Genomic DNA, 22,119 nt, shown 5'->3' on the forward strand with positions numbered 1-22,119 from the left:
GGGGTGGGTGGGGGTCAGGCGTCGATGACGACGACGGTGACCAGCGGGGCCCGCCGGTAGGCCCGCTCCAGGTGGCGGGTGACGGTCTGGGCGATGAGCGCTTCGAGGTCCTCGAGGTCCTCCAGCTTGGCGGCGGACTCCCGGCCCAGGGCCGCGGTGACCTTGGCCACGGCCCCGTCGAAGACCTGGGCGTCGTGCACGAAGCCCTTGGCGATGAACTCCAACGGCTCGGTCAGCGCGTTGGTGTCCGCGTCGACGATCGCGACCACGGTCACCACCCCGCCCTCCTGCAGCATCCGCCGCTCCACCAGGGTCTCCTCGGTGACCTTGCCCACGGTGTGCCCGTCGACGTAGACCAGCCCGGCCTCGACCTGCCCGGAGATCCTCGCCCGCCCGTCGATCAGATCCACCGTGGTGCCGTCACGGCCGATCAGCACCTTGCCCGGATCGATCCCGGTGCGGATCGCCAGCTCCGCGTTGGCGTGCAGGTGCTTGGACTCCCCGTGCACCGGCAGCACGTGGGTGGGACGCACGATGTTGTAGCAGTACACCAGCTCCCCGGCCGAGGCGTGCCCGGAGACGTGGACCTTCGCGTTGCCCTTGTGCACGACCTTCACCCCGAGATCGGTGAGCTTGTTGATGATCCCGTAGATCGCGTTCTCGTTGCCCGGGATCAACGACGACGCCAGCAGCACCGTGTCCCCCGGGGAGAGCCGGATCTGATGGGTCTCCGAGGCCATCCGCGACAGTGCCGCCAGCGGCTCCCCCTGGGACCCGGTGCACACCAGGGCGACCTTGGTCTCGGGCATGGAGCGCAGCTTCTTGAAATCCACCACCAACCCGGCCGGGATCTTCAGATACCCCAGCTCCGCGGCGATGCCCATGTTCTTCACCATCGACCGGCCCACGAACGCGACCTTGCGCCCGTGGGCGTGCGCGGCGTCGAGGACCTGCTGGATCCGGTGGATGTGCGAGGCGAAACTGGAGACGATGATCCGCTTCGGGGCGGTGGCGAAGACCTGATCGATCGCCGGGGTCAGATCCCGCTCCGAGGTCGTGAACCCCGGGACCTCGGCATTGGTGGAATCGGTGAGGAACAGATCCACCCCCTCCTCACCCAACCGCGCGAAGTGCCGCAGATCCGTGATCCGCTCGTCCAGCGGGAACTGGTCCATCTTGAAGTCCCCGGTGTGCAGCACCAACCCCGCGTCCGTGCGGATCGCCACCGCCAACCCGTCCGGGATGGAATGGTTCACCGCCACGAACTCGCACTCGAACGGACCCGCCACATGCCGGTCCCCGGCCTCCACGTGCACCGTGGTCGGGGTGATCCGGTGCTCGGTGAGCTTCGCGGTGATGAACGCCAACGTCAGCTCGGAGCCGATCACCGGGATGTCCGGGCGCTCCTTGAGCAGATACGGCACCCCCCCGATGTGATCCTCGTGCCCATGCGTGAGCACGATCCCCACGATGTCCTTCAACCGATCCCGGATCGCGGTGAAATCCGGCAGGATCACATCGATCCCGGGCTGATGCTCCTCCGGGAACAACACCCCGCAATCGACCACCAACAACTTCCCCCCGAACTCGAACACCGTCATGTTCCGCCCGATCTCCCCCAAACCCCCCAACGGAATCACCCGCAACCCCCCCACAGGCAACGACGGCGGAGACTTGAGCTTACGAGAGGGCATCTGCACGGCAGAGGGCATGAACACACACTTTCAACATCGGACGGAACAGGACGGAACAACAGGTCGGACAACAGCAGAACAGGGTGGAGCACGGTGGTGCGGGGGAGTCACGGCGAGCCGGCACCGGCCGGCAGGACCGGATCGCCCCGGAAAGTCTGGACCAACTCTAACGTCGGTCCCGGGGTGTCGGCGCCGTGAAGGAGCCGTGCCGAGCGCCGTTCCGGCGGAACGTGCTCAGTCGAGGGTTCCGCCGATCGGCTCCAGGGCGACCTCGGGGGCGTGGGTGGCCACCCGGCCGAGCTTCCACTTGTCGGTGAACACCGCGATCGGCTCGCCGTCGGCCCGCCGGAGCACCTCGGTCCCGGGGATGCGGTTGAGGACGTCGGGGTCCGGGGCGATCACCCGCCGGGCGAGGGTGTAGGACAGGGGCTCGAGCCGCAGCTGCGCGCCGAACTCCCGGTCCATCCGGTCGGCCACGACCTCGAACTGCATCGGCCCCACCGCCGCCAGCACCGGCGCCTGGTCCCCGCGGGCCTCGGAGCGGAGCACCTGGATCACGCCCTCGTGCTCGAGCTGGGTGATCCCGCGGCGGAACTGCTTGGCCCGGCCGGCGTCCACGGCCCGGGCCACCTGGAAGTGCTCGGGGGAGAAGTGGGGGATGGGCGGGAAGGTCACCGGAGTCCCCGTGTACACGCTGTCCCCGGCCCGCAGCGCCGAGGCGTTGACCAGCCCCACCACGTCCCCCGGAAACGCCGTCTCGATGGTCTCCCGGTCCCGGCCGAACACGTGATGGGCGTACTTGGTGGCGAAGGGCTTGCCCGAGGCCGCGTGGGTGAGCACCATGCCGCGGTGGAAGACCCCGGAGCAGACCCGCAGGAACGCCACGTGGTCCCGGTGGGCGCGGTCCATCCCGGCCTGCAGCTTGAACACGAACCCGGAGAACGGGGCCTCCACCGGGCGCGGGACCCCGTCCGCGTCCAGCCGGGGTCCCGCCGGCGGCGCGAGGTCGACCAGGGCGTCGAGCAGCGCCGCCACCCCGAAGTTCAGGGCGGCGGCGGCGAAGAGGACCGGCGTGGCCTCCGCCGCGAGAAAGGCCTCGAGCTCGAACTCCCCGTTGCTCTCGGCCACCAGGTCGGCCGTCTCCACGGCCTCCGTCCACGCCGCGTCCTCCAGCCGGGCGGCCTCGTCGGGCCCGAAGACGTCCACCTCGGCCAGCGCGGCGCCGGCGGCCACCCGCCGGTACCGGGTGTAGGCCAGCGTGCGCGGGTCCAGGGTGCCCCGGAAGTCCCCGGACAGGCCCACCGGCCAGCTCAGCGGCACCGGCAGCCGCCCGGTGCGCTCCTGCACCTCGTCCATCAGCTCCAGGGCGTCCTTGCCCGGCCGGTCCCACTTGTTGATCACGGTGATCACCGGCAGGCCTCGGCGCCGGCACACGTCGAAGAGCTTCAGGGTCTGGGTCTCCAGGCCCTTGGCCGCGTCGACGAGCATCACCGCGCAGTCCACCGCGGCCAGCACCCGGTAGGTGTCCTCGGAGAAGTCGGCGTGGCCGGGGGTGTCGAGCAGGTTGAACACGGTGTCCCGGTACGTGAACTGGAGGGCCGCCGAGCTGATCGAGATGCCCCGCTCCTGCTCCATCTGCATCCAGTCCGAGACCGTGGAGCGGCGGCTGGACTTGCCGTGCGTCGCCCCGGCCTCCTCGATCACGTGCGCGTGCAGGGCCAGCGCCTCCGTCAGGGTCGACTTGCCCGCGTCCGGGTGCGAGATCACCGCGAACGTCCGCCGCCGGGACGCCTCGTGGAGGACGGCCGTGCCCGTGTCACCGGCGGCCGCCGGTGTGGACGTGGTCGGGTGGTGTAAGGCCATGATCCTAAATCTACCCTAACGTTAGAGTAATGTTGTCGCGTGCTGACCGGCCTCGACGGCGCCGCACCGGGCCGTGCGCGCCGATCGTCACCCGGAGGCCTGGCATCGTTGCCCCAGGCCCATCACGGGTGTGCACCACCGTGCGCAGCGGGGTCCCACCCGGTCGCCGGCGAGTCGCGGCGACCACCGAGAGGAGCAGTTGTGCAGATCGAGCACGCAGTCACCAGTGTGGCACTGATCGCGGCGCTGGCCGGCGCCACCGGGTGCGGGGCCCGCAGCGGACCGTCCGGCGAAGTGCCCGAGGCACCTTCGGCCGGGGCCTCGGCCGCCGGCACCACCCAGGCCCCGGCGACGGAGGAGCCGGTGATCACCGTCGAGGACTTCGCCTACGAGCTGCCCGCCTCGGTGGCTCCCGGCGCCACCGTCACCGTGATCAACGAGGGCGACGCCACGCACACCGTCACCGCCGAGGATGACAGCTTCGAAGCGGTCGTCGCCGGCGGTGGGACCACCACCTTCCTCGCCCCGGAGCAGCCCGGTGACTACGCCGTGGCCTGTGCCTACCACGCCGGGATGTCCGGGACGCTGACCGTCGAGTAGATTGTCCGCCGAACACCTCACCGCCGGTCGCACCGCGCCGCCGGTGTGCACCTCCCCGGGGCTCACTCCCGGCTCGGCAGGCACCGTCCGCAGCACGCACCGCATCTCATCGGAGGCAGTTCCCATGGACCTGAACGACCGCTCGATCCTGCTCACCGGTGCCGGCAGCGGCATCGGCCGCGCCCTGGCCCTGGAGCTGGCCCGGTACTCGCCGCGTCTGGCCCTGGTGGGCCGTCGTCCCGGACCCCTGGAGGAGGTCGCGGCTCTGGTGCGCGACAAGGGCGGTGAGGCAGTGGTGATCCCCGCCGATCTGACCGCTGAGGGCGCCCCCGCGCAGGTCGTGGCCGCGGCCCGGGAGCAGCTGGGCGGGATCGACGTGCTGATCAACAACGCGGGCAACGTCCGCGCGGGCCGGCTGGAGGCGATCGAGGAGTCCGAGGTGCTGGCGCAGATCGGGCTGAACCTCACCGCTCCGATCCTGCTCACCCGGGCGGCGCTGCCGGCGCTGCGGGCCTCGGGGGAGGGGGCGGTCGTGAACGTCTCGTCCGGGCTGGGCCTGCTCGGGATGGCCTTCTACGCGACCTACGGTGCGACCAAGGCCGGGATCGCCCACTTCGGGGAGGCCCTGCGCCGGGAGCTCCACGGCGAGGGCGTGCACGTGCTCAACGTCTTCCCCGGTGCCACCGACACCCCGATGATGGACAGCTCCGATGCGCAGGCCCAGCACGGGTTCGACCGCGAGAGCCCCGAGGAGGTGGCCCGCGCCACGGTGGAGGGCCTCGTCGCCGGCGAGCTGACCGTGGTGCGCGGCGAGTCCATGGTCCGGATGATCGCGTGGAACCGGGAGGACCCGGCCGCCGTGGACCGGACGCTCGCCGCGGGCAAGGACGAGCTGGAGAAGGTCGTGGCCGACCACTCCAGCCTCTGAGACCTCCGCCGGTGAGCGGCCCGATCCGGCGCCGCGGCTGCAGCGCACCCACGGTCGCGGTCGCAGTCGGGTCGGGATGCCTGTCCCGTGACCACGGTGCGGCTGCGGTGCCGTGCGTGCCGGGCGCCTTTGGCAGGATGAGGCCATGACCGTCGACGTCGCCGCCGCCCGGAAGGACACCGTGGGGACGGACCACGTCGTCCACCTCGACAACGCGGGCAGCGCGCTGGTGCCGCGACCCGTGGCGGACGCCGTGGTGGCCCACCTGCGCCGGGAGGAGCAGGTCGGCGGATACCGGGCGGCCGCCGAGGCCGCGGCGCGGCTGGCGGACGTGCACTCGTCGCTGGCCCGGCTGATCGGGTCCTCTCCCGGCGAGGTCGCCGTGCTGGAGAGCGGGTCCACCGCGTGGGCCACCGCCGTGTCCTGTCTCCCGCTGACCGCTCCGCGGGTGCTGCTGGGACGCACGGAGTACTGGCACAACGTCCTGGTCCTGCGGCAGCTGGCCCGCCGGGACGGTCTGGACCTGGTGGTGCTCGACGACGACGAGCACGGGCAGATGGACGTGGCGCACCTGCAGCGCGAGCTGGACCGGGGCGGGGTCGGGATGGTGGCGCTGACCCACGTGCCCATGGGCGGCGCGCAGGTGCAGCCGGCGGCCGGGGTGGGCCGGGCCTGCCGGGCGGCCGGGGTGCCGTTCGTCCTGGACGCCTGCCAGTCGGTCGGGCAGCTGCCGCTGGACGTGGCGGCGCTCGGCTGCGACGTCCTGGTGGGCACCGGCCGGAAGTTCCTGCGGGGCCCCCGGGGCACCGCCTTCGTGCACGTGCGCCGGGAGCTGCTGGACCGGCTCGGACCCGTGCTGCGCGACCGGCGCGGCTCGGCGGACGGCGAGGTCGAGGCGCGGTGGCTGGAGAGCTGGGAGACCGGTGTGGCCGGGCGGCTGGGGCTGGGCCGCGCCGCGGACTACGCCCTGGACCTGGGGGCGGACCCGGTCCGGGACCGGGTGACCGTCCTCGCCGAGACCCTGCGCGACCGGCTGGCCGCCGTCCCCGCGGTGCAGGTGCACGACCGCGGGCTCGTCCGGTCCGGGACCGTCACGTTCTCCGTCCGGGGCAGGGCGGCGGGGCAGGTGCAGGCGCACCTGGCCGGACAGGGGATCAACGTCTCCACCGCCCCGCTCCCGCCGTCAGCGGCCGCCCACGTCCTGGACCCGGCCGCCCGGGAGCGGGACGTGGTGGTCCGGGCCTCCGTGCACTACTACAACACCGAGGAGGAGCTCGACCGGCTGGCCGCCGCACTGCCCTGAGACGGGGCGGCCCCCGTCTGAGCCGGGACGAGGGGGCGCACGTCCACGTGCTCCCGGGTGGCGGTGAGCACGGACCCGTCCGGGACCTGCTGCCACCCGGGACCGTCGTCGGAGGGCTCGCTGGCCACCACGGTTCCGGCACCGTCCCGGCGCCAGCACAGGGTGTCCCCGGCGGCCGTCGCGGCGATCGTGGCACCGTCGGTGAGGAGCAGGTTGAACCGGCCCGTGGTCCGGGCCGAGACGTCTGCGACCACGGCCGCCAGCGCGTCCGGGGCGGCAGCCCCGGCGGCGAGCCGCTCCTGGACCATGGCCCACAGCAGGGCGGAGTCCACGCGCGCCTCGAGGCCCAGCAGACGGGCCGGCGGCAGCGCCGCGGCCAGGGCCTCCACGGACCGCGGCCAGCCGTCGACCCGCCCGTTGTGGCTGAACAGCCACGGGCCGTCCGTGTACGGGGCGGCCGCGGCCTCGTCCGGGGTGGTGCCGGGCGTGGCCGAGCGCACGGCGGCCAGCACCGCCGTGCTGCTGGTCACCCGGGCCACGTCCGCGAAGGAGGAATCCGCCCACATCGGCACGGCCCGGCGGTAGCGGGCCGGCACGGGGTCACCGGGGGCGTACCACCCGGCGCCGAACCCGTCGGCGTTCATGAGGCCGTTGCGCTGGTGCCGCGGCGCCCACGACTGCGTGAGCAGCCCGTGCTCCGGGGCCAGCAGCAGCTCCGCCAGGGGCGTGGGCGGACCGAGGAAGGCCAGGTGCCGGCACACCGCCTACCGTCCCTCGGCCGCGGCGTCCCGGGCGGTCCGGAACCCGGTGAAGATCTGCCGCCGGACGGGGTAGTCCCAGTTCCGGAACGCCGCCCGGCAGGCGGCCGCGTCGGTGGCCCAGGACCCGCCGCGCAGCACCTTCTGGTCGGGTCCGAAGAACACCTCGCTGTACTCCCGGTACGGGAACGCGCGGAACCCCGGGTACGGGGAGAAGTCGCTCGAGGTCCACTCCCACACGTCCCCCATCAGCTGGCGCACGCCCAGCGGCGAGGCGCCGTCGGGGAAGGAGCCCACCGGCGCCGGGCGCAGGGCCGCCCCGCCGAGGTTGGCGTGGCGGGACGTCGGCTCCTCCTCGCCCCACGGGAAGCGCCGGGACCGGCCGGTCGCCGGGTCCCAGCGGGCGGCCTTCTCCCACTCCGCCTCCGTGGGCAGCCGGCGTCCGGTCCACCGGGCGTACGCCTCGGCCTCCCAGTAGGACACGTGCTGGACCGGTTCGTCGCCGGGCACGGGTTCGACGACGCCGAAGCGCGTCCGCCACCACTGCCCGCCCTCGCGCCGCCAGAACCCCGGGGCGCTGATCCCCGTGCGCTGCCGGTGCGCCCAGCCGGCGGGGCTCCACAGGTCCGCCCGGTCGTAGCCGCCGTCCGCCACGAACCGCGCGAAGTCCGCGTTGCTGACCGGCACGGTGTCGATCCAGCAGCCGGGCACGTGCACCTCGTGGGCGGGGCGCTCGTTGTCCAGGGCCCACGGCTCCACCGAGGAGCCCATGGTGAACGTCCCCGCGGGCACGTGGACCTCCCGGGGCAGCTCCACGGTCCGGGGACCGAGGGCGGCGGGATCCAGCGGCTGCGCGTGCAGCACCGGCTCCCCGGCGCGCAGCTGGTGGGTGGCGAGCATGGTCTCGGCGTGCTGCTGCTCGTGCTGGACGATCATCCCGAAGGCGAAGCCGGCCTCCAGCAGGGGAGAGCCCTCCAGCGGGACGCGGTCCAGGATGTCGAGCGCCTTGGCGCGGACCTCGCCGATGTAGGCGCGGGAGTCGGCCGGGTCCAGCAGCGGCAGCGAGGGGCGGGAGCTGCGGGAGTGCTCGAAGGCGTCGTAGAGGGAGTCGATCTCCGGGCGCAGGGCCGCCATGCCGCCCACGTCCCGGACCAGCCACAGCTCCTCCTGGCTCCCGACGTGGGCCAGGTCCCACACCAGGGGCGACATCAGCGGGGAGTGCTGCTTGAGCAGCTCCTCCTCGTCGCACGCGGTGAGCGCGTGCACACGCCGGCGGGACCGTTCCAGGTCGCCGGCGATGCGCTCCTTGAGCGCTGCGGGAGATCCGGCGAGCGGGTCGTGGCTGTTCATGGGACGTGCACCTCGTTCCTCGGCGGGCCCTCCCAGTGTAGGACCGGGGCCACGGCGTGGTCCGTGGCCCCGGCACGGGGGACGAGGCGTCAGCGGTCGAGGTGGCCGATGACGGCGTCGGCCACCTCCCGGGGCGAGTCCTCGGTGGGGATGTGCCTGCCCGCCACCTCCACGAGGTCGGCGCCGGGGATCTCCTCGACGTAGCGCCGTGCGAACCCGATCCTCTGGAAGTCGTCGTCGCGACCCCACACCAGGCGGGTGGGCAGGGCCTTGGTCCGGAGCGCGGGCACCGCGTCGAGGGTCCACCGGGGATCGGCGGCCGCCGCCATGGCCGTCCAGGAGCGGGCCCGGGCCGGTTCGTGCCAGGGGGAGAGGTAGTCGGCCAGCTCGTCGTCGCGGAGCTCCCGCACGGTGCTGCGGCGGGTGGCCGTGGCGCGGGCCTCGAGCAGGTCCTCGACGCTGGTCGCCGCCCTGACCTCGGGGTCGCGGAAGCGTTCGACGGCCGGCACCGGCCAGGAGTCGAACATGACCGAGTTCATCAGCACCATCCTCCCCACGCGGTCGCTGGTGGCGGCCAGGTGCTGGGCGATGCCGCCGCCGATGTCGTGGCCGGCCAGGTCGAAGCCGTCGAGGCCCAGGGCGTCGGCGGCGCGCAGCACCGTCCGTCCCAGCGCCGGGACGGTCGCGTGGTCGGGATCGAGCTCTCCGGCGCTGGCGCCGCATCCCGGCAGGTCCAGCGCGATGCACCGGCGGACCCGGCCCAGGGCCGGCAGCACCGGCTGCCAGACCCTGCTCCAGAAGGTGCCGTGCAGCAGCAGGAGAGGCCGGTCCTGGTCGTCACCGGTGGTGAGGTACGACAGCTCGGTGCCGTCGACCTCGATCTGCCGGCGGTCCACGGGGTGCTCCACGAGGGCTCCTCTCACGTGCGGGTCGGGTGGTGCGGCGGGGTGCGCGCGGCCGCGCCGTCGCACCGTTCCTCCGGGGACGGGCGTCCCCCTCGATCCTGGTGCTAGGCGTCGAGCTCGTCCAGGGCCGCCAGGTAGGCCTCGTGGTACGTGGGGAACTGGGCGACCTGGTCCCGCAGGACGTCCAGCGGCAGCTGCGTGCGGATGGCCAGCGAGGCCTGGTGGATCCACTCGCCGGCCATCGGGCCGACCGCCCACGCCCCGACGAGGACCTTCCGGTCGGCGTCCGCCAGCAGGCCGAGGTGTCCGCGCGGTTCCCGTTCGTACGTCCAGGGGCGGGCGAGGGACTGCGCCAGGTCCAGCTCCACGGCCGCGGTGCGGATCCCCCGCTGGTCGGCCTGCTCCCCGGTGAGCCCGGCGGCCGCGATCTCGGGGTCGGCGAACACCACCCGCGGGATCCCCTCGTAGCCGGCCGGTCGCGGGCGGCCGAGAATGGCGTCGGCGGCGATCCGCCCCTGGTACTTGGCCACGTGGGTGTAGGGCATGACGCCCGTGACGTCGCCGATCGCCCACAGGTTCTGCGCGGCGCGGCAGTGCTCGTCGACGAGCACCTCGCCGTGCTCGCCCAGCCGCGCACCGGCCTCCTCGCAGCCCAGGCCCCGTGTGCGGGGCCTGCGGCCGGTGCCGAAGACCACGACGTCGGCCGCGACCTCCGTCCCGTCGTCGAGGTCGAGGACGCTGTCCTCGCCGGCGCGCCGCGCACCGGTGGCCGAGGACTCCAGCCGGACGTCCACGCCGGCCTCGGCGAGGTGGCCCTGCAGGAGTTCCCCCACCCGCGGGTCCTCGCGGTCCAGGAGGCGCCGCCCGCGGTGGACGAGGGTGACCCGGACCCCGTAGCCGGCCAGGAACGTGGCCGTCTCCACGCCGACCGCGCCACCGCCGACCACCACCGCGCGCCCCGGCAGGTCACGGGTGGTGTAGGTCTCCCGGTTCGTCCAGGCGGTGACCGTCTCGATGCCCTCGATCGGCGGGACGACGGCCTCGGAGCCCGTGGCGAGGACGATGTGCTCGGCGGTGATCTCCCGCCCGCCGGCGCGGATCCGGCCCGGCCCGGTGACGCGTGCCGCCCCCCGGATCACGGTCGCGCCCTGATCGGTGTAGCTCTCGGCCTGGGCGGAGTCGTCCAGACCGCGGGCCATGACGTCGCGGTGCTCCCGGGCGTCGGTCCAGTCCAGTTCCGCGCCGGACGTCCCGGCGGCTCGCCGGACCCCGGTGCGGGCCTCCACGGGCCGCAGGACCGTCTTGGAGGGAACGCACGCCCAGTAGGCGCACTCCCCGCCGATCAGCTCCTGCTCGAGGACCGCGACCCTCTTCCCGGCCGCGAGGAGCCGGCCGGCCGCGACCTCACCGCCGGGGCCCATGCCCAGCACGGCCACGTCGAAGTGCTCGCTCATGTCGGTACCTCTGCTTCCTGGTTGTCTTCCGGGACAGCCGGGGCGGCGGGCCGCTGCGTGCGCGTGGTCCTCCGGGGCCTCGTGCACGTGCTCCGCCGACGCCTCGACGGGGAACACCCCGCTCGGCCTTCTCCCGGCACTGCTGGCACCAGTGTGCACCGTCCCGGGCGCGGACAGGGGGCCGGGCTCCCGGGCGGAGCGGTGCGCGGGCCCGGGGGCGCCGCCATATACTGGCCGCGCGGCAGAGGGAGGATCCCCGCGGCCGGCGTCCGACCACCGACCGTCAGGAGAACGACCATGACCGCTGCTCCCACCTCCCGTGCCCGCCGTGTCCGCGGTGCCGCCGCGCCGTCCCTGGGTGCCGTCCTGCTGCTGGGCCTGACCGCCTGCGGAGGCGGCGGCGACCCCCTCGCCGGGGACGAAGGATCCGCGGACGGCGCCACGGGCACCGTGACCGTGGGCTCCGCGGACTTCCCGGAGAACGAGATCCTGGCCCACCTCTACGCCGGGGCCCTGGAGTCCGCCGGGGTCGACACCGAGACGAACCTCGGCATCGGCTCCCGGGAGGCCTACGTGGGCGCGGTGCAGGACGGGGCCGTGGACGTGATCCCGGACTACTCCGGCAACCTCCTGCTCTTCGTGGACCCCGATGCCACCGCGAGCTCGGCCGAGGAGATCATGGACGCCCTGCCGGAGGCTCTGCCGGAGGGACTCACCGTCCTGGAGCCCGCCGAGGCGCAGAACAAGGACACCCTGGTGGTGACCCCGGAGACCGCCGAGCAGTACGGGCTGACGAGCATCGAGGACCTGGCGGAGGTCTGCGACGAGCTGGTGCTCGCGGCCACCCCGGAGTTCGCCGAGCGCGCCTACGGTCTCGAGGGCCTCGAGGAGAGCTACGGGTGCGTGCCGGCGTCCTTCGAGCCGATCAACGACGGCGGCGGGCCCCTGACCCTGCAGGCCCTGCTCGACGGGGACGCGGACGTGGCCGACATCTTCTCCACCACGCCCTCGATCGTGGAGAACGACCTCGTGGTCCTGGAGGACCCGGAGAACAACTTCATCGCCCAGCAGGTGGTGCCCCTGACGGCCGAGGACCGGCTGCCGCAGGAGGCGGTGGACGCCCTGAACGAGCTGTCCGGGCAGCTGACCACGGAGGACCTCATCGAGCTCAACACCCGGGTCAGCGGCGAGGACCAGGTCAACCCGGCCGAGGCGGCCCAGGAGTGGCTCTCCGCCAACGGGTACTGAGGCCGGCACCGGTCCAGGGGACCGGACCCGCTGTACCGGGGTGGGCCGGCAGGGGGAGGCCGTGCGGCGCGCGGGTCGCCGGCGGGGCGAGTCAGAACGGGAAGGAAGAAGCGATGCAGCAGACGCAGGAACAGGTCGGTGTCACGGTGGTCTGGGAGATGCTGCGCGAGAGCGTGTCGTCCCACGAGGAACCGAGCCTCGACGGCCTGCTGCAGGTCGTCGTCGCGGAGTGCGACTCGTTCGAGGCGAGCCTGGCCGGGATCATGGCGCACAAGATCGCGGACGAGCACGTCTCCCGCGAGGACCTCGTCGTGCTGTTCGAGGAGGCGATCGCCGCGGAGCCGGAGATCGCGGCGTGCGCGGCCGCCGACCTGCTCGCCAGCGTGGACCGCAATCCGGCGTACCCCAGCGTGCTGGTGCCCTACCTGTTCGCCAAGGGGTTCGTCGGCCTGCAGATCCACCGGGTGGCGCACCATCTCTGGCACCGGCAGCGCCGGCTGGCGGCCACGTTCCTGCAGAGCAGGGTCTCGGAGGTCTTCTCGATGGACATCCATCCCGGCGCCGTCATCGGGGCGGGCGTCTTCATCGACCACGCGACCGGCGTCGTCATCGGTGAGACCACGGTGGTCGGCGACGACGTCTCGATCCTGCAGAACGTGACGCTCGGCGGCACGGGCAAGCAGTCCGGGGACCGCCACCCCAAGATCGGCTCGGGCGTGCTCCTGTCGGCCGGGGCCAAGGTGCTCGGCAACGTGCCCGTGGGCGACGGGGCGAAGGTCGGCGCCGGCAGCGTGGTGCTCGGGCCCGTTCCGGCCGGCACCACCGCCGTGGGCGTGCCCGCCCGGGTCGTCCGGTCCCGGGCCGGTGAGCCGCCCGCCGAGTCGATGGACCAGTCCCTCGACTACATGATCTGAGGTCCGCGCCCACCCGGCCGGGCCCTCCCGGCCGCGACCGCACCGGCCCCGATCGCCCGGCGACGACCGCACCGGGGACGATCACACCGCGGACGCTCGCACCGGGGACGCTCGCACCGGGGACGAGCGCTCCTGCCGGAGGGTCGCACCCGCTCCGGCAGGAGCGCCCGGCCGGTGCCGAGCGGCGCACGCCGCGTGCGCCGCTCGACCGGCTCAGCCGGACGTCGCGGCGAGGAGCGCCGTGCTGTCGGCCGCCGTGCCCGCCAGCTGCGGTGCCCACCCGTCGCCGCCCTCCAGATAGCCGCGGACGGTGAAGCGGCTCTCCGCACCGGCCGGCAGCTGCGGGCGGTCCGGCGTCACCTGTGCGCCCGGGCCCCGGTTGCCGTGCTCCGCGAAGCGCGCCTCGCGCCACGAGAAGCCGCTCATGTCGGTCCACGGGCTGTCCGCGACGTGGGCGCCGAGCCAGGAGTCGCGCACGAGCACCTGCGCCACGGCCCGCGGGTCCCCGCTGGGGTGCCAGGGGCGGCCGAGGTGCACGGTGCCGGCGGCGGCCCCGGACGTGAAGCGGCAGCCGTCGAAGAGGTAGCCGTGCTCGATGCCCAGGTCCTGGCTGCCGGCCGTGACGTACCCGTTGTTGGTGGCCGAGCCGCGGTCCAGAGACCTGATCTCGCACTGGTCGAACACGGCGGTGCCGCGGCCGAACACGAAGTCGACGTCGCCCTCGACGTGGCACCGGTCGAACCAGGACCTCGCGGCCACACCGCGTCCCGGGGAGTTCACCAGGAGGGTGTCCTGGTTGCCGAGGAAGCGGACCCCGGAGAACACCGCCCGGTCGCCGGTGAGGTGCAGGGCCACGGCCTGGCGGTTCTTCATCTCCGGGTGCGCGGCCTCGTCGAAGTCGTTGCTGAACGTCAGGTTCCGCGCCACGAAGTCGGTGCCGTCCACCCGGGCGGACGCGCTGCCGAACGTGCCGAACGGCCCGCTCCCGTCGGGCTTGACGGTGCCGGAGGCGTTGTCGTGCACCAGCACCACGTCCTCGGGCCGGCCGCCCGTCCCGACGAGGGAGATCCGGGGCTTGCTCGACGGAACGAGCAGGACCTCCCGGTACTCCCCGGGCTGGATCCGGATGACCGTCCGGCGGGCACCGCCCGGCTCCGCCGCGTCCACGGCGGCCTGCACGGTCCGGAAGGGCTTGCCGGGGCCGACGTCGAGCACCACGGGGGTGTCCACGGGGCGCTCGGCGGGCCAGTACATCCGGGCCAGCGGGTCCGTCACGGCGTCGAGGTCCGGGAACCAGCCCGGCGGCACGATCCGCTTCGACCGCAGCTCGGCCGCGACCAGCCGGGCCACCGCCAGGGCGCCCAGCGCCTGGAAGTGGGTGTTGTCCGTGGAGCCCTGCGGGTACTGCGGGTGCTCGCCCGGGGCGAGGTGCAGGAAGTGGGACGTGGTTCCCTCGGGGCCGAGCCGCTGCCACAGCTCCTTGGACGAGGCGGTCAGGTCCACCAGGGGGGTGCCGGTGGCGGCGGCGAGGTCGCGCACCGCCTGCGGATAGGCACCGTGGGTGTCCCTCGCGGCCCCGAAGGCGTCGAAGCGCCGGCGCTCCACGGGGGTGACCAGCACGGGCTGCGCGCCGCGCGCCGCGGCGCCGTCGACGTAGCGGCGCAGGTACTCCTCGAAGGTCGAGCCGGGCAGGGTGCCGCGGGCCGGGTCGCCGACCTTCTCGTCGTTGTGGCCGAAGGAGATCAGCAGGTGGTCGCCCGGCTGCAGCAGGGCCAGCGCCCGGTCCAGCAGCCCGGCGTCCGCGTAGCTCTTGGAGGAGGCCCCGGACCAGGCGAGGTCGAGCACGCCGGCCCGGGGGCCCAGCAGCAGGGGCAGCGCCTGGCCCCACCCGGCGCGCGGGCGCTCGGAGTGCTGGTACGCGGACGACGTCGAGTCCCCGACCACGAGGATCACCGGCCGGGTGCGTCGCTTCCCGCCGTGGTTGCCGGCGGCCCCCGGCGCGGCGAGGGCCGGGGAGGCCGTGGCGCCCGCCACCGCGGCGGAGCCCGCCGCGAGGGCGAGCGCGGTCAGGACGGTGCGGCGGCTCGGCGTCCCGGGCGCCCTCACCGGTCGCCGCCGGTGCTGAGGACGGGACCCGCGGCACGCTCGAGCAGGGCGGGCACGGCCTGGGGCGCGTGGACCTTCGTGCGCAGCTCGGGCGACCAGCTGGTGTCGCGGGTCAGGCGCTCGGCGGCGGGGACGGCGGCGTTGTACTCGGCCAGGAGGTCGACCTTCTTGCCGTTGACGGTGTTGTCCACGGTGGCGATCGTCGCGCCCTTGTACCGGGCGATGAGCTCCGCCGGGTCCGTGCCCGCCGGGAGGGTGAAGGCGTTGGCCTCGGCCCAGAGGTGGGACTCGATGCCGGCCCCCAGCGAGTACACGTAGGGGACGGAGCTGTCCTCGGTCACCGTGTAGTGGTTGTTGTAGACGTCCACCTGGCCGTAGCGCACCCGCGGGGCCCGCTGGCCGACGTCCTCGAAGACGTTGTGGTGGACGGTCACCCGCAGCCTGCCGGGGTCGCCCCGGGTGGTGGAGTCGGTGGACCCGATGAGCATCAGCTTGTCGTGGTCGGCGAACCGGTTGTAGGACATGGTGACGAGGTCCGACCCGTTGGTCACGTCGACCGCGCCGTCGTGGACCTGGTAGGGGGTGCCGAAGTACGAGGGCTGCTCGCTGTCGAGGTTGGGCGCGTCGGTGAACTCCGAGTGGTCGATCCAGACGTGGGTGGCGCCGTTGATGACCTGGAGCAGGTCGTACTCGCTGTTCCAGGCCCCGGTGCTGCCGTCCCCCGGGTCCCAGGCCGGGAAGCAGTCGTAGGAGTCGCGCAGCGTCAGGTTCCGGAGGATGACGTTGTCGCTCCCGTTGATCCGCAGGGCCGCGCCGTGGATCTCGCTGCCGGCGCCGGCGCCGACGATCGTGGTGTTGCTCGGGACGTCCCAGCGGATCGTCGCCGCCTGGTTCCGGGCGGACGCCCGGCGCGCGTCCTCCTGGGCCCCGGCCGGATCCCGGTCCCGGCCCCACGTGGCGGGGTCGTAGGCCTCCAGGTACTGCTCCAGGGAGTAGCCGGTGCCCGCCGCGTAGTCGTCGCAGCTCAGCGGGGAGCCGTCCGGCGCGGTGTTGGCGTCGATGGTCCCGTGCACGCGGACGATCTTCGGGCGGTCGCCCGCGGCCTCGAACGCCGCCAGCAGCTCGGCCCTGCTCGTGACGTCGTAGACGTCGGCGGGCTCGGCGGAGGAGCCGCCGGTCGTGCCGGGGCCCAGGGAGGCCCACCCGTCGTTCTCCGGCAGGACCTGGCGTTCGAGCGGGGTGCGGGCGGTCTGGGCCGCGGGGTCGGCGAGGGGGCTGGGGGCGGCCGACGCAGGGGTCGCCGCGAGGAGCGCGGCCGTCACGGCCACGGCGGTGGGGATGGACAGGTGCGCAGTGCGTTTCCGCATGGTTCCTCTTCCGTCATCGGGGGGGGCGCCCTCGGGGGGAGGTGGGACGGATGTGACGGGGGTCACGGGAGGGCGTTGAGCAGGACGGTATCAGAAAGCGCTTTCCCAGAGAAGGGCGGGTGCCGTGGGGGCGCGCGGGGCGAGGCTGCCGCTCCTCGTCGCCCGCCGGCGGCCGAGGGGTCGCCGCCGGTGCGGAAGGCCGGCGCGACCGGGAGGTCAGCGGGCGGCGCGCGACTCCTCGACCGAGGCCACGAACTCGCGGGCCAGGTCGACCAGCTCCTCGGTCCGCTCGATCTGCGGCATGTGACCGGTGTCCGGGAAGACGTGCAGCCGGGCGTGCGGCAGCGCGGCGACCGCGGCCTCGGCGTGGTGGGCGGGCAGCACGGCGTCCGCCTCGCCCCACACCACGAGCACGGGCAGGCCCGACGCGCGCACCCTCTCCAGCAGGGCCCTCCGCCAGCCGGGCAGCACCCCGATCACGGGCAGCCCGATGCTGCGGTAGGTGCCCAGGAAGGTGGCCCGGAAGTCCGGCTGGGAGCCCACCGTCGCCGCGTGCCGGAGCCGCTCCGGGGTGGCCAGGTCCGGGTCGAAGAAGCAGCTCTGGTTGGACCGCACTGCGGCGGCCCGCGCCAGCGGCCGGAACCGCGGGCCCACCACGGGCAGCCGCGACAGCGCGGCCCACACCATGGGCAGGGCCGAGACGTTGGCCTCGCGGCCGAACCCGGCGCTGTCGGCGAGCAGCAGGCCCGCGACCCGCCCGGGGTGCTCGGCGGCCACGGTCATGGCCACGGCGCCGCCCAGGGAGTTGCCCATGAGGTGCACCGGCCGGTCCTCGCCGACCGCGTCGAGCACGCCGACCACGGCGCGGGCGAACGCCCCGAGCCCCGGCCGGTCCGCGCCGGCGGGGGTGAGCCCGAAGCCGGGCAGGTCCATGCTGAGCACCCGGTGGTCCCGGGCGAGCAGCTCGTGGGCGGCCGACCAGTCCTCCAGGCTCCGGCCGATGCCGTGCAGCAGCACCACCGGCGGGGCCCCGGCCGGGCCGGACAGGCGGATGCGCACGGGGCGGCCGGCGACCTCCGCCGTCGTCGTGGCCTCCGGTGCGCCGGCGGGGACGTGCGCGGCGGAGGTCTCCGCGGGGGAGGGCGAGGGGTGCCGGTCGGTCATGCGCGGGTCTCCTGGGGGCGGGCGCCGCGGCGGGCCGCGGTGCGGGGGACGAGGTCGAGGGTGCGGGCCAGCGGGGTGCGCAGGGTGGTCGCGGAGTCGATCAGGTAGTTCTGCCGCACCCGCCACGGGTGCCGGTCGCCCTGGCGCGGGAACGCGCCGATCGCGCGCTGGACGTAGCCGGAGCTCAGGTCCAGCAGCGGGTGCTCGGCCATCTCCCGGCTCGCGCGCGGCACCACGGCTCCGGCGTCGTGGCGCTGGAGGTGCTTGAGCACCTTGCACACCAGTCGGTGGGTGAGGTCCGCGCGCAGGGTCCAGGAGGCGTTGGTGTAGCCGATGCACAGCGCGAAGTTCGGCACGCCGGTCAGCATCGCGCCGTTCCAGACGAACTGCTCGGACAGCTCCACCGGGGTCCCGTCCACGGTCAGGACGATCCCCCCGAAGGGGATCAGCCGCAGACCCGTGGCGGTGACCACGACGTCGGCCTCGAGCACCCGGCCGCCGCCCAGCCGGACGCCCTCGGGCACGAACGTGTCGATCGTGTCCGTGACGACCTCCGCCCGCCCCTTCTTCAGCGCCTTGAACAGGTCCGCGTCCGGCACCGCGCACAGCCGCTGGTCCCACGGGTCGTAGGACGGGGTGAAGTGCTCGGCCACGAGCTCCTCCGAGCCGAGGATGCGTGCCGCCCGGGACGTGAAGAACTCCCGGGCCGCGGCCGGGCGGCGCCGGCAGAACTGGTACACGGCCGTGCTGAACAGGATGTTCTTGGCCCGGATGATGCGGTGGGCGAGCCCCGCGGGCAGGATCCGGCGCAGCGCGTCGGCCCGTCCGTCCCGTCCGGGCACGGCGCTGATCCACGTGGGGGAGCGCTGCAGCATCGTCGTGCTCGCGGCGTCGGCGGCCATGGCCGGCACCAGGGTCACCGCGGTGGCGCCGCTGCCGACCACCACCACGCGCCGGCCGGTCCAGTCCAGGTCCTCGGGCCAGAACTGCGGGTGCACCACCCGGCCGCCGAAGTCCTCGATCCCGGGCAGCAGGGGGTCGTGGCCCTGCTCGTAGTCGTAGTAGCCGGCGCACGAGTACAGGAACGAGCACGTCATGGTCCGCCCGTGGACGGTGCCGTCCCCGTCGCGGACCTCGAGACCGAGGGTCCAGCGCTGGTCGGCCCCGGACCAGTCGGCCGAGACCACGCGGGTGCGGAGGCGGAGGTGCCGGTCGATGCCGAACTCCTCCGCCGTCTCGTGGATGTAGGCGAGGATCGAGGGGCCGTCGGCGATGGACTGCGGGTCCCGCCACGGCTTGAAGGAGTAGCCGAGCGTGAACATGTCGGAGTCGGAGCGCACGCCCGGGTAGCGGAACAGGTCCCACGTCCCGCCCAGGTCGTCGCGGGCCTCGAGGACGGTGTAGGACAGCTCGGGGCACTCGGTCTGCAGGCGGTACGCCGCGCCGATCCCGGACAGGCCCGCCCCGACGACGACGACGTCCCGGTGGTCGGCGTCCCCGGGAGGCCCGCCGGTGTCCCCGCCGGGGGGGCCGCTGACGGGCCGGCCGGGGGACCCGCTGGGAGAGGTGGGTGCTCGCATGGTTCCAGGATCGCCGAGGCCGCCGAGGCAGACTTGACGCTGGGCGACGAATGCTTGACCCTGGGCGACATGACGGTCATCCGGTCCGCCGGGCTGCGCGGCTTCCGCGCCGCGGTCGCCGAGCTCGGCGGGGACGCCGAGGCCCTGGCGGACGCCGCCGGCCTGCCCCGGGCGGCCCTGGACACCGACGACCTCCTGGTGCCGGATCGGGCCGTCGGGCGGGTGCTGGAGACGGCCGCCCGGGAGCTCGGCTGCCCCGACCTCGGGCTGCGAGTCGCCGCGCGGCAGGACCCGGGCGTGCTCGGCCCGCTGGCGCTCGCGGCCCGCCACTCCGAGACGGTGCGCGACGCCCTCGAGTGCACCTCCCGCTACCTGTTCGTCCACGCCCCGTCCCTCGAGCTGGCGCTGGTCGAGGACCCCTACGGGTCCCGCGGGGTGACGGCGGTGCGCTACGGCGGCGCCGCGATGCCCCGGGACGCGGGGCGCGGCAGCCCCCAGGGCACCGACCTCGGCCTGGGCCTGCTGCACCGGGCCCTGACCTCCCTGGTCGGCGGCCGCTACGGACTGCGCACCGTCGAGCTGGCCCACCGGCCGGCGGCCCCGCTGCGGGCCTACGAGGAGTTCTTCGGGGCCCCCGTGCGCACCGGCCGCCCCGAGGTCCTGCTGCGGATCCCCACGAGCACGCTCGCCCGGCCGCTGCACGGGGACGCCGGGGTCCGGCAGGTGGCGCTCGCCTTCCTCGACACCCAGCTCCCGGGGGCCGGCGCCGCGTGGGCGCCGCGGGTCCGGGGGGTCCTGGTGCAGCTGCTCGGCACCACGCCCCCGGAGATCGAGGCGGTCGCCCGGGTGCTGGACCTGCACCCCCGCACCCTGCAGCGCCGCCTCGCCGATGAGGGCACCACCTTCGGCGCCGTGCTCGACGAGACCCGGCGCAGCGCGGCCCTGCGCTGGCTGACCACCACCGACGTGCCCCTCGGGCAGATCGCCGGGCTGGTGGGCCTGTCCGAGTCCTCGGCCCTCACCCGCTGCGCCCGCCGCTGGTGGGGCGCCCCGCCGCGGGATGTCCGCAGCCGGGGCGTTCCGGCCGGCTGACGGTGTCGCCGCACGTCAACTTCCTGTCGCAGAAGGTCAAGCGGCGGCCGGTGCCCGCCCGCACACTGGACAGCAGGCCCCGTCCCTCGACCCCAGGAGCACCCGTGTCCCCGACCGACCCCTTCCGCTTCCCCGGCGCCACCGCGGTGCTCACCGGCGCCGCCTCCGGCATCGGTGAGCAGCTCGCCCACGGCCTCGCCGCCCGCGGCACCCACCTGGTGCTCCTCGACCGGGACGCGGAGGGGCTCGAGACCGTCGCCGGGGCGGTCCGCACCGGGCACCCCGGCCTGCGGGTGCGCACCGTGGTCGTGGACCTGGCCGAGCTGGCCGCGCTGCCCGGCGTCGCCGGGCGGATCCTGGCCGAGCACCCGCGGATCGACCTGCTGGTCAACAACGCGGGGGTCGGCCTGGGCGGGTCCTTCGAGCAGGTCTCCGCGGAGGAGTTCGACTGGCTCATGGACATCAACTTCCGGGCGCCCGTGGTCCTCACCCGCGAGCTGCTGCCCGCCCTGCTGGCGGCCCCCGGCAGCCACCTCGTCAACCTGTCCAGCCTGTTCGGGCTCATCGCCCCGCCCGGGCAGGTGGCGTACTCCGCGAGCAAGTACGCCCTGCGTGGGTTCAGCGAGGGCCTGCGGCACGAGCTGGCCGGGCGGGTGGGCGTCACCGTGGTCCACCCGGGCGGGGTCCGGACCCGGATCGCCGAGACCGCGCGCACCCCGGCCGCGGTGCCCGAGGACCGGGCGCGCACGGACCGGGAGGACTTCGCGGCGCTGCTGAGCTATCCGGCGGAACGGGCGGCCGCCGACATCCTGGGTGCGGTGGAGCGGCGCCGGGGCCGGCTGCTCGTGGCCCCCAGCGCCGTGCTGCCGGACCTCGTGGCGCGGCTCCTCCCGGGGTCGTACTGGCCGGTCCTGCGGGGGGTGCCGCGGGTCCTGCAGCGCCTTTCCCGGCGGCGGCGCCGGGCCTAGGCTGAGCGCATGACCAGCACGCTGTCCGCCGTCGCCGTCGACTGCCGCGATCCCGAGACCCTGGCCCGCTTCTGGTGCGCGGCCCTGGGCTACACGGTCCACGGCGAGGCCGAGGGCTACGTGGGGATAGCCCCTGCCCGGGGCGCGGGCCCGCACCTCGACTTCCTGCTCGTCCCGGAGCCCCGGACGGCCAAGAACCGGCTGCACCTCGACCTGCGCGCCGTGGACACGGACCGGGACGCGGAGGTCGCGCGCCTGGAGTCCCTCGGGGCCCGCCGCGTGGACGTGGGCCAGGGTCCCGAGGTGACCTGGGTGGTGCTGGCCGACCCGGAGGGCAACGAGTTCTGCGTGCTCTCCGACCTCGAGGACGACTGAGCCGGCGACCGGGCCGGCGGCCTCAGCCGGCCGCGCCGTCCACGTAGTACCACCGGCCGTCCTCGCGCCGGAACCGGGAGCTCTCCCGCTGGGCCCCCCCGGGCCCCGTCCGCACTCCGCCAGAACGCGGTGAAGTCCACCCGTCCCTCGTCGTCGAAGGGGCCGCCGCCCGTGGCGCCGTGGACGTCCAGCCGGGTCCAGCGCAGCGCGGGGTCCAGGTCCACGGACGCCGGGCGCGTGCCCGGGTGCCACGAGGCCAGCAGATAGGTCTCGTCCCCGGCGGCGAAGGCGCTGAACCGCGAGCGCATGAGCAGCTCGGCCGTGGGCGCGGCGCGGCCGGCGTGGAAGCGGCCGCAGCACGCCCCGTAGGTCTCCCCGGTGCCGCAGTGGCAGCGGGCGTCGTCGTCGATCATGCCCCCGATCCTTCCACCACCGCGCGCGAGGTCGCGG

Annotated in this window: 18 protein-coding genes and 1 pseudogene; 8 read left to right on the forward strand and 11 right to left on the reverse strand. The window is 74.4% G+C overall.

All coding sequences use genetic code 11. The annotated features are described in order from the left end of the window. Positions 1 to 14: 14 nt before the first annotated feature. Positions 15 to 1,712, reverse strand: coding sequence for an RNase J family beta-CASP ribonuclease (locus ACH9D3_RS02630; RefSeq protein WP_396409745.1), 1,698 nt, complete (start codon positions 1,710 to 1,712; stop codon positions 15 to 17). Positions 1,713 to 1,928: 216 nt separating this feature from the next. Continuing rightward, positions 1,929 to 3,557 carry a peptide chain release factor 3 gene (locus tag ACH9D3_RS02635; protein ID WP_396409746.1) on the reverse strand — a complete coding sequence of 543 codons (1,629 nt, stop codon included), beginning with the start codon at positions 3,555 to 3,557 and terminating at the stop codon, positions 1,929 to 1,931. Positions 3,558 to 3,758: 201 nt separating this feature from the next. Here ACH9D3_RS02635 and ACH9D3_RS02640 point away from each other — a divergent pair, with 201 nt between their 5' ends. The 3 genes from ACH9D3_RS02640 (at position 3,759) to ACH9D3_RS02650 (ending at position 6,388) form a co-directional block, all read left to right on the forward strand. Next, positions 3,759 to 4,157: a cupredoxin domain-containing protein gene (locus tag ACH9D3_RS02640; protein ID WP_396409747.1), complete on the forward strand. Its 399-nt coding sequence runs from the start codon at positions 3,759 to 3,761 to the stop codon at positions 4,155 to 4,157. 124 nt (positions 4,158 to 4,281) lie between these two features. Next, a complete protein-coding gene (locus ACH9D3_RS02645; protein WP_396409748.1) occupies positions 4,282 to 5,085 on the forward strand; it encodes an SDR family NAD(P)-dependent oxidoreductase in 804 nt (267 codons plus the stop codon). 145 nt (positions 5,086 to 5,230) lie between these two features. Continuing rightward, positions 5,231 to 6,388 carry an aminotransferase class V-fold PLP-dependent enzyme gene (locus ACH9D3_RS02650; RefSeq protein ID WP_396409749.1) on the forward strand — a complete coding sequence of 386 codons (1,158 nt, stop codon included), beginning with the start codon at positions 5,231 to 5,233 and terminating at the stop codon, positions 6,386 to 6,388. On the opposite strand, the gene egtC is transcribed toward ACH9D3_RS02650, so the two are convergent. The 4 genes from egtC to ACH9D3_RS02670 all read right to left on the reverse strand — a co-directional run bounded on the left by egtC (position 6,340) and on the right by ACH9D3_RS02670 (position 10,855). Beyond that, positions 6,340 to 7,149, reverse strand: coding sequence for an ergothioneine biosynthesis protein EgtC (egtC, locus tag ACH9D3_RS02655; protein ID WP_396401052.1), 810 nt, complete (start codon positions 7,147 to 7,149; stop codon positions 6,340 to 6,342). The two genes, ACH9D3_RS02650 and egtC, sit on opposite strands and share 49 nt — an antisense overlap. Before the next feature lie 3 nt (positions 7,150 to 7,152). After that, a complete protein-coding gene (egtB, locus tag ACH9D3_RS02660) occupies positions 7,153 to 8,496 on the reverse strand; it encodes an ergothioneine biosynthesis protein EgtB (protein WP_396409750.1) in 1,344 nt (447 codons plus the stop codon). An 89-nt stretch (positions 8,497 to 8,585) separates the two neighbouring features. Then, positions 8,586 to 9,404 carry an alpha/beta fold hydrolase gene (locus ACH9D3_RS02665; protein WP_396409751.1) on the reverse strand — a complete coding sequence of 273 codons (819 nt, stop codon included), beginning with the start codon at positions 9,402 to 9,404 and terminating at the stop codon, positions 8,586 to 8,588. A gap of 101 nt (positions 9,405 to 9,505) precedes the next feature. Beyond that, positions 9,506 to 10,855, reverse strand: a complete 1,350-nt coding sequence (locus ACH9D3_RS02670; protein ID WP_396409752.1) for an FAD-dependent oxidoreductase — start codon at positions 10,853 to 10,855, stop codon at positions 9,506 to 9,508. 297 nt (positions 10,856 to 11,152) lie between these two features. Here ACH9D3_RS02670 and ACH9D3_RS02675 point away from each other — a divergent pair, with 297 nt between their 5' ends. After that, the gene (locus tag ACH9D3_RS02675) at positions 11,153 to 12,103 is read left to right on the forward strand and encodes a glycine betaine ABC transporter substrate-binding protein (protein WP_396409753.1); all 951 of its coding nucleotides are present in this window, start codon (positions 11,153 to 11,155) and stop codon (positions 12,101 to 12,103) included. 113 nt (positions 12,104 to 12,216) lie between these two features. Beyond that, positions 12,217 to 13,017: a serine O-acetyltransferase EpsC gene (epsC, locus tag ACH9D3_RS02680; protein ID WP_396401047.1), complete on the forward strand. Its 801-nt coding sequence runs from the start codon at positions 12,217 to 12,219 to the stop codon at positions 13,015 to 13,017. A gap of 213 nt (positions 13,018 to 13,230) precedes the next feature. Here epsC and ACH9D3_RS02685 read toward each other — a convergent pair whose 3' ends face one another. From ACH9D3_RS02685 to ACH9D3_RS02700, 4 genes are all read right to left on the reverse strand, one after another. Next, positions 13,231 to 15,123 carry a pectinesterase family protein gene (locus ACH9D3_RS02685; RefSeq protein WP_396409754.1) on the reverse strand — a complete coding sequence of 631 codons (1,893 nt, stop codon included), beginning with the start codon at positions 15,121 to 15,123 and terminating at the stop codon, positions 13,231 to 13,233. Continuing rightward, on the reverse strand, positions 15,120 to 16,490 hold the full coding sequence (locus tag ACH9D3_RS02690) for a pectate lyase family protein (RefSeq protein WP_396409755.1): 1,371 nt from the start codon (positions 16,488 to 16,490) through the stop codon (positions 15,120 to 15,122). Before ACH9D3_RS02690 ends, ACH9D3_RS02685 begins: the two co-directional genes overlap by 4 nt. Positions 16,491 to 16,706: 216 nt before the next feature. Further along, entirely contained in the window at positions 16,707 to 17,654 is a 948-nt protein-coding gene (locus ACH9D3_RS02695; protein ID WP_396409756.1) for an alpha/beta fold hydrolase, read from the reverse strand. Then, on the reverse strand, positions 17,651 to 19,234 hold the full coding sequence (locus ACH9D3_RS02700) for an NAD(P)-binding protein (protein WP_396409757.1): 1,584 nt from the start codon (positions 19,232 to 19,234) through the stop codon (positions 17,651 to 17,653). Before ACH9D3_RS02700 ends, ACH9D3_RS02695 begins: the two co-directional genes overlap by 4 nt. Before the next feature lie 69 nt (positions 19,235 to 19,303). Here ACH9D3_RS02700 and ACH9D3_RS02705 point away from each other — a divergent pair, with 69 nt between their 5' ends. The 3 genes from ACH9D3_RS02705 (at position 19,304) to ACH9D3_RS02715 (ending at position 21,669) form a co-directional block, all read left to right on the forward strand. Further along, the gene (locus ACH9D3_RS02705) at positions 19,304 to 20,326 is read left to right on the forward strand and encodes an AraC family transcriptional regulator ligand-binding domain-containing protein (protein ID WP_396409758.1); all 1,023 of its coding nucleotides are present in this window, start codon (positions 19,304 to 19,306) and stop codon (positions 20,324 to 20,326) included. 104 nt (positions 20,327 to 20,430) lie between these two features. After that, entirely contained in the window at positions 20,431 to 21,294 is an 864-nt protein-coding gene (locus ACH9D3_RS02710) for an SDR family NAD(P)-dependent oxidoreductase (RefSeq protein WP_396409759.1), read from the forward strand. Positions 21,295 to 21,303: 9 nt separating this feature from the next. Continuing rightward, a complete protein-coding gene (locus ACH9D3_RS02715) occupies positions 21,304 to 21,669 on the forward strand; it encodes a VOC family protein (RefSeq protein ID WP_396401040.1) in 366 nt (121 codons plus the stop codon). A gap of 22 nt (positions 21,670 to 21,691) precedes the next feature. Here ACH9D3_RS02715 and ACH9D3_RS02720 read toward each other — a convergent pair. Next, positions 21,692 to 22,082: pseudogene (locus tag ACH9D3_RS02720) on the reverse strand (YchJ family protein). Between the last annotated feature and the right edge of the window lie 37 nt (positions 22,083 to 22,119).

It is taken from the genome of Kocuria kalidii, assembly GCF_044462225.1.
Classification (GTDB): Bacteria; Actinomycetota; Actinomycetes; order Actinomycetales; family Micrococcaceae; genus Kocuria; species Kocuria kalidii.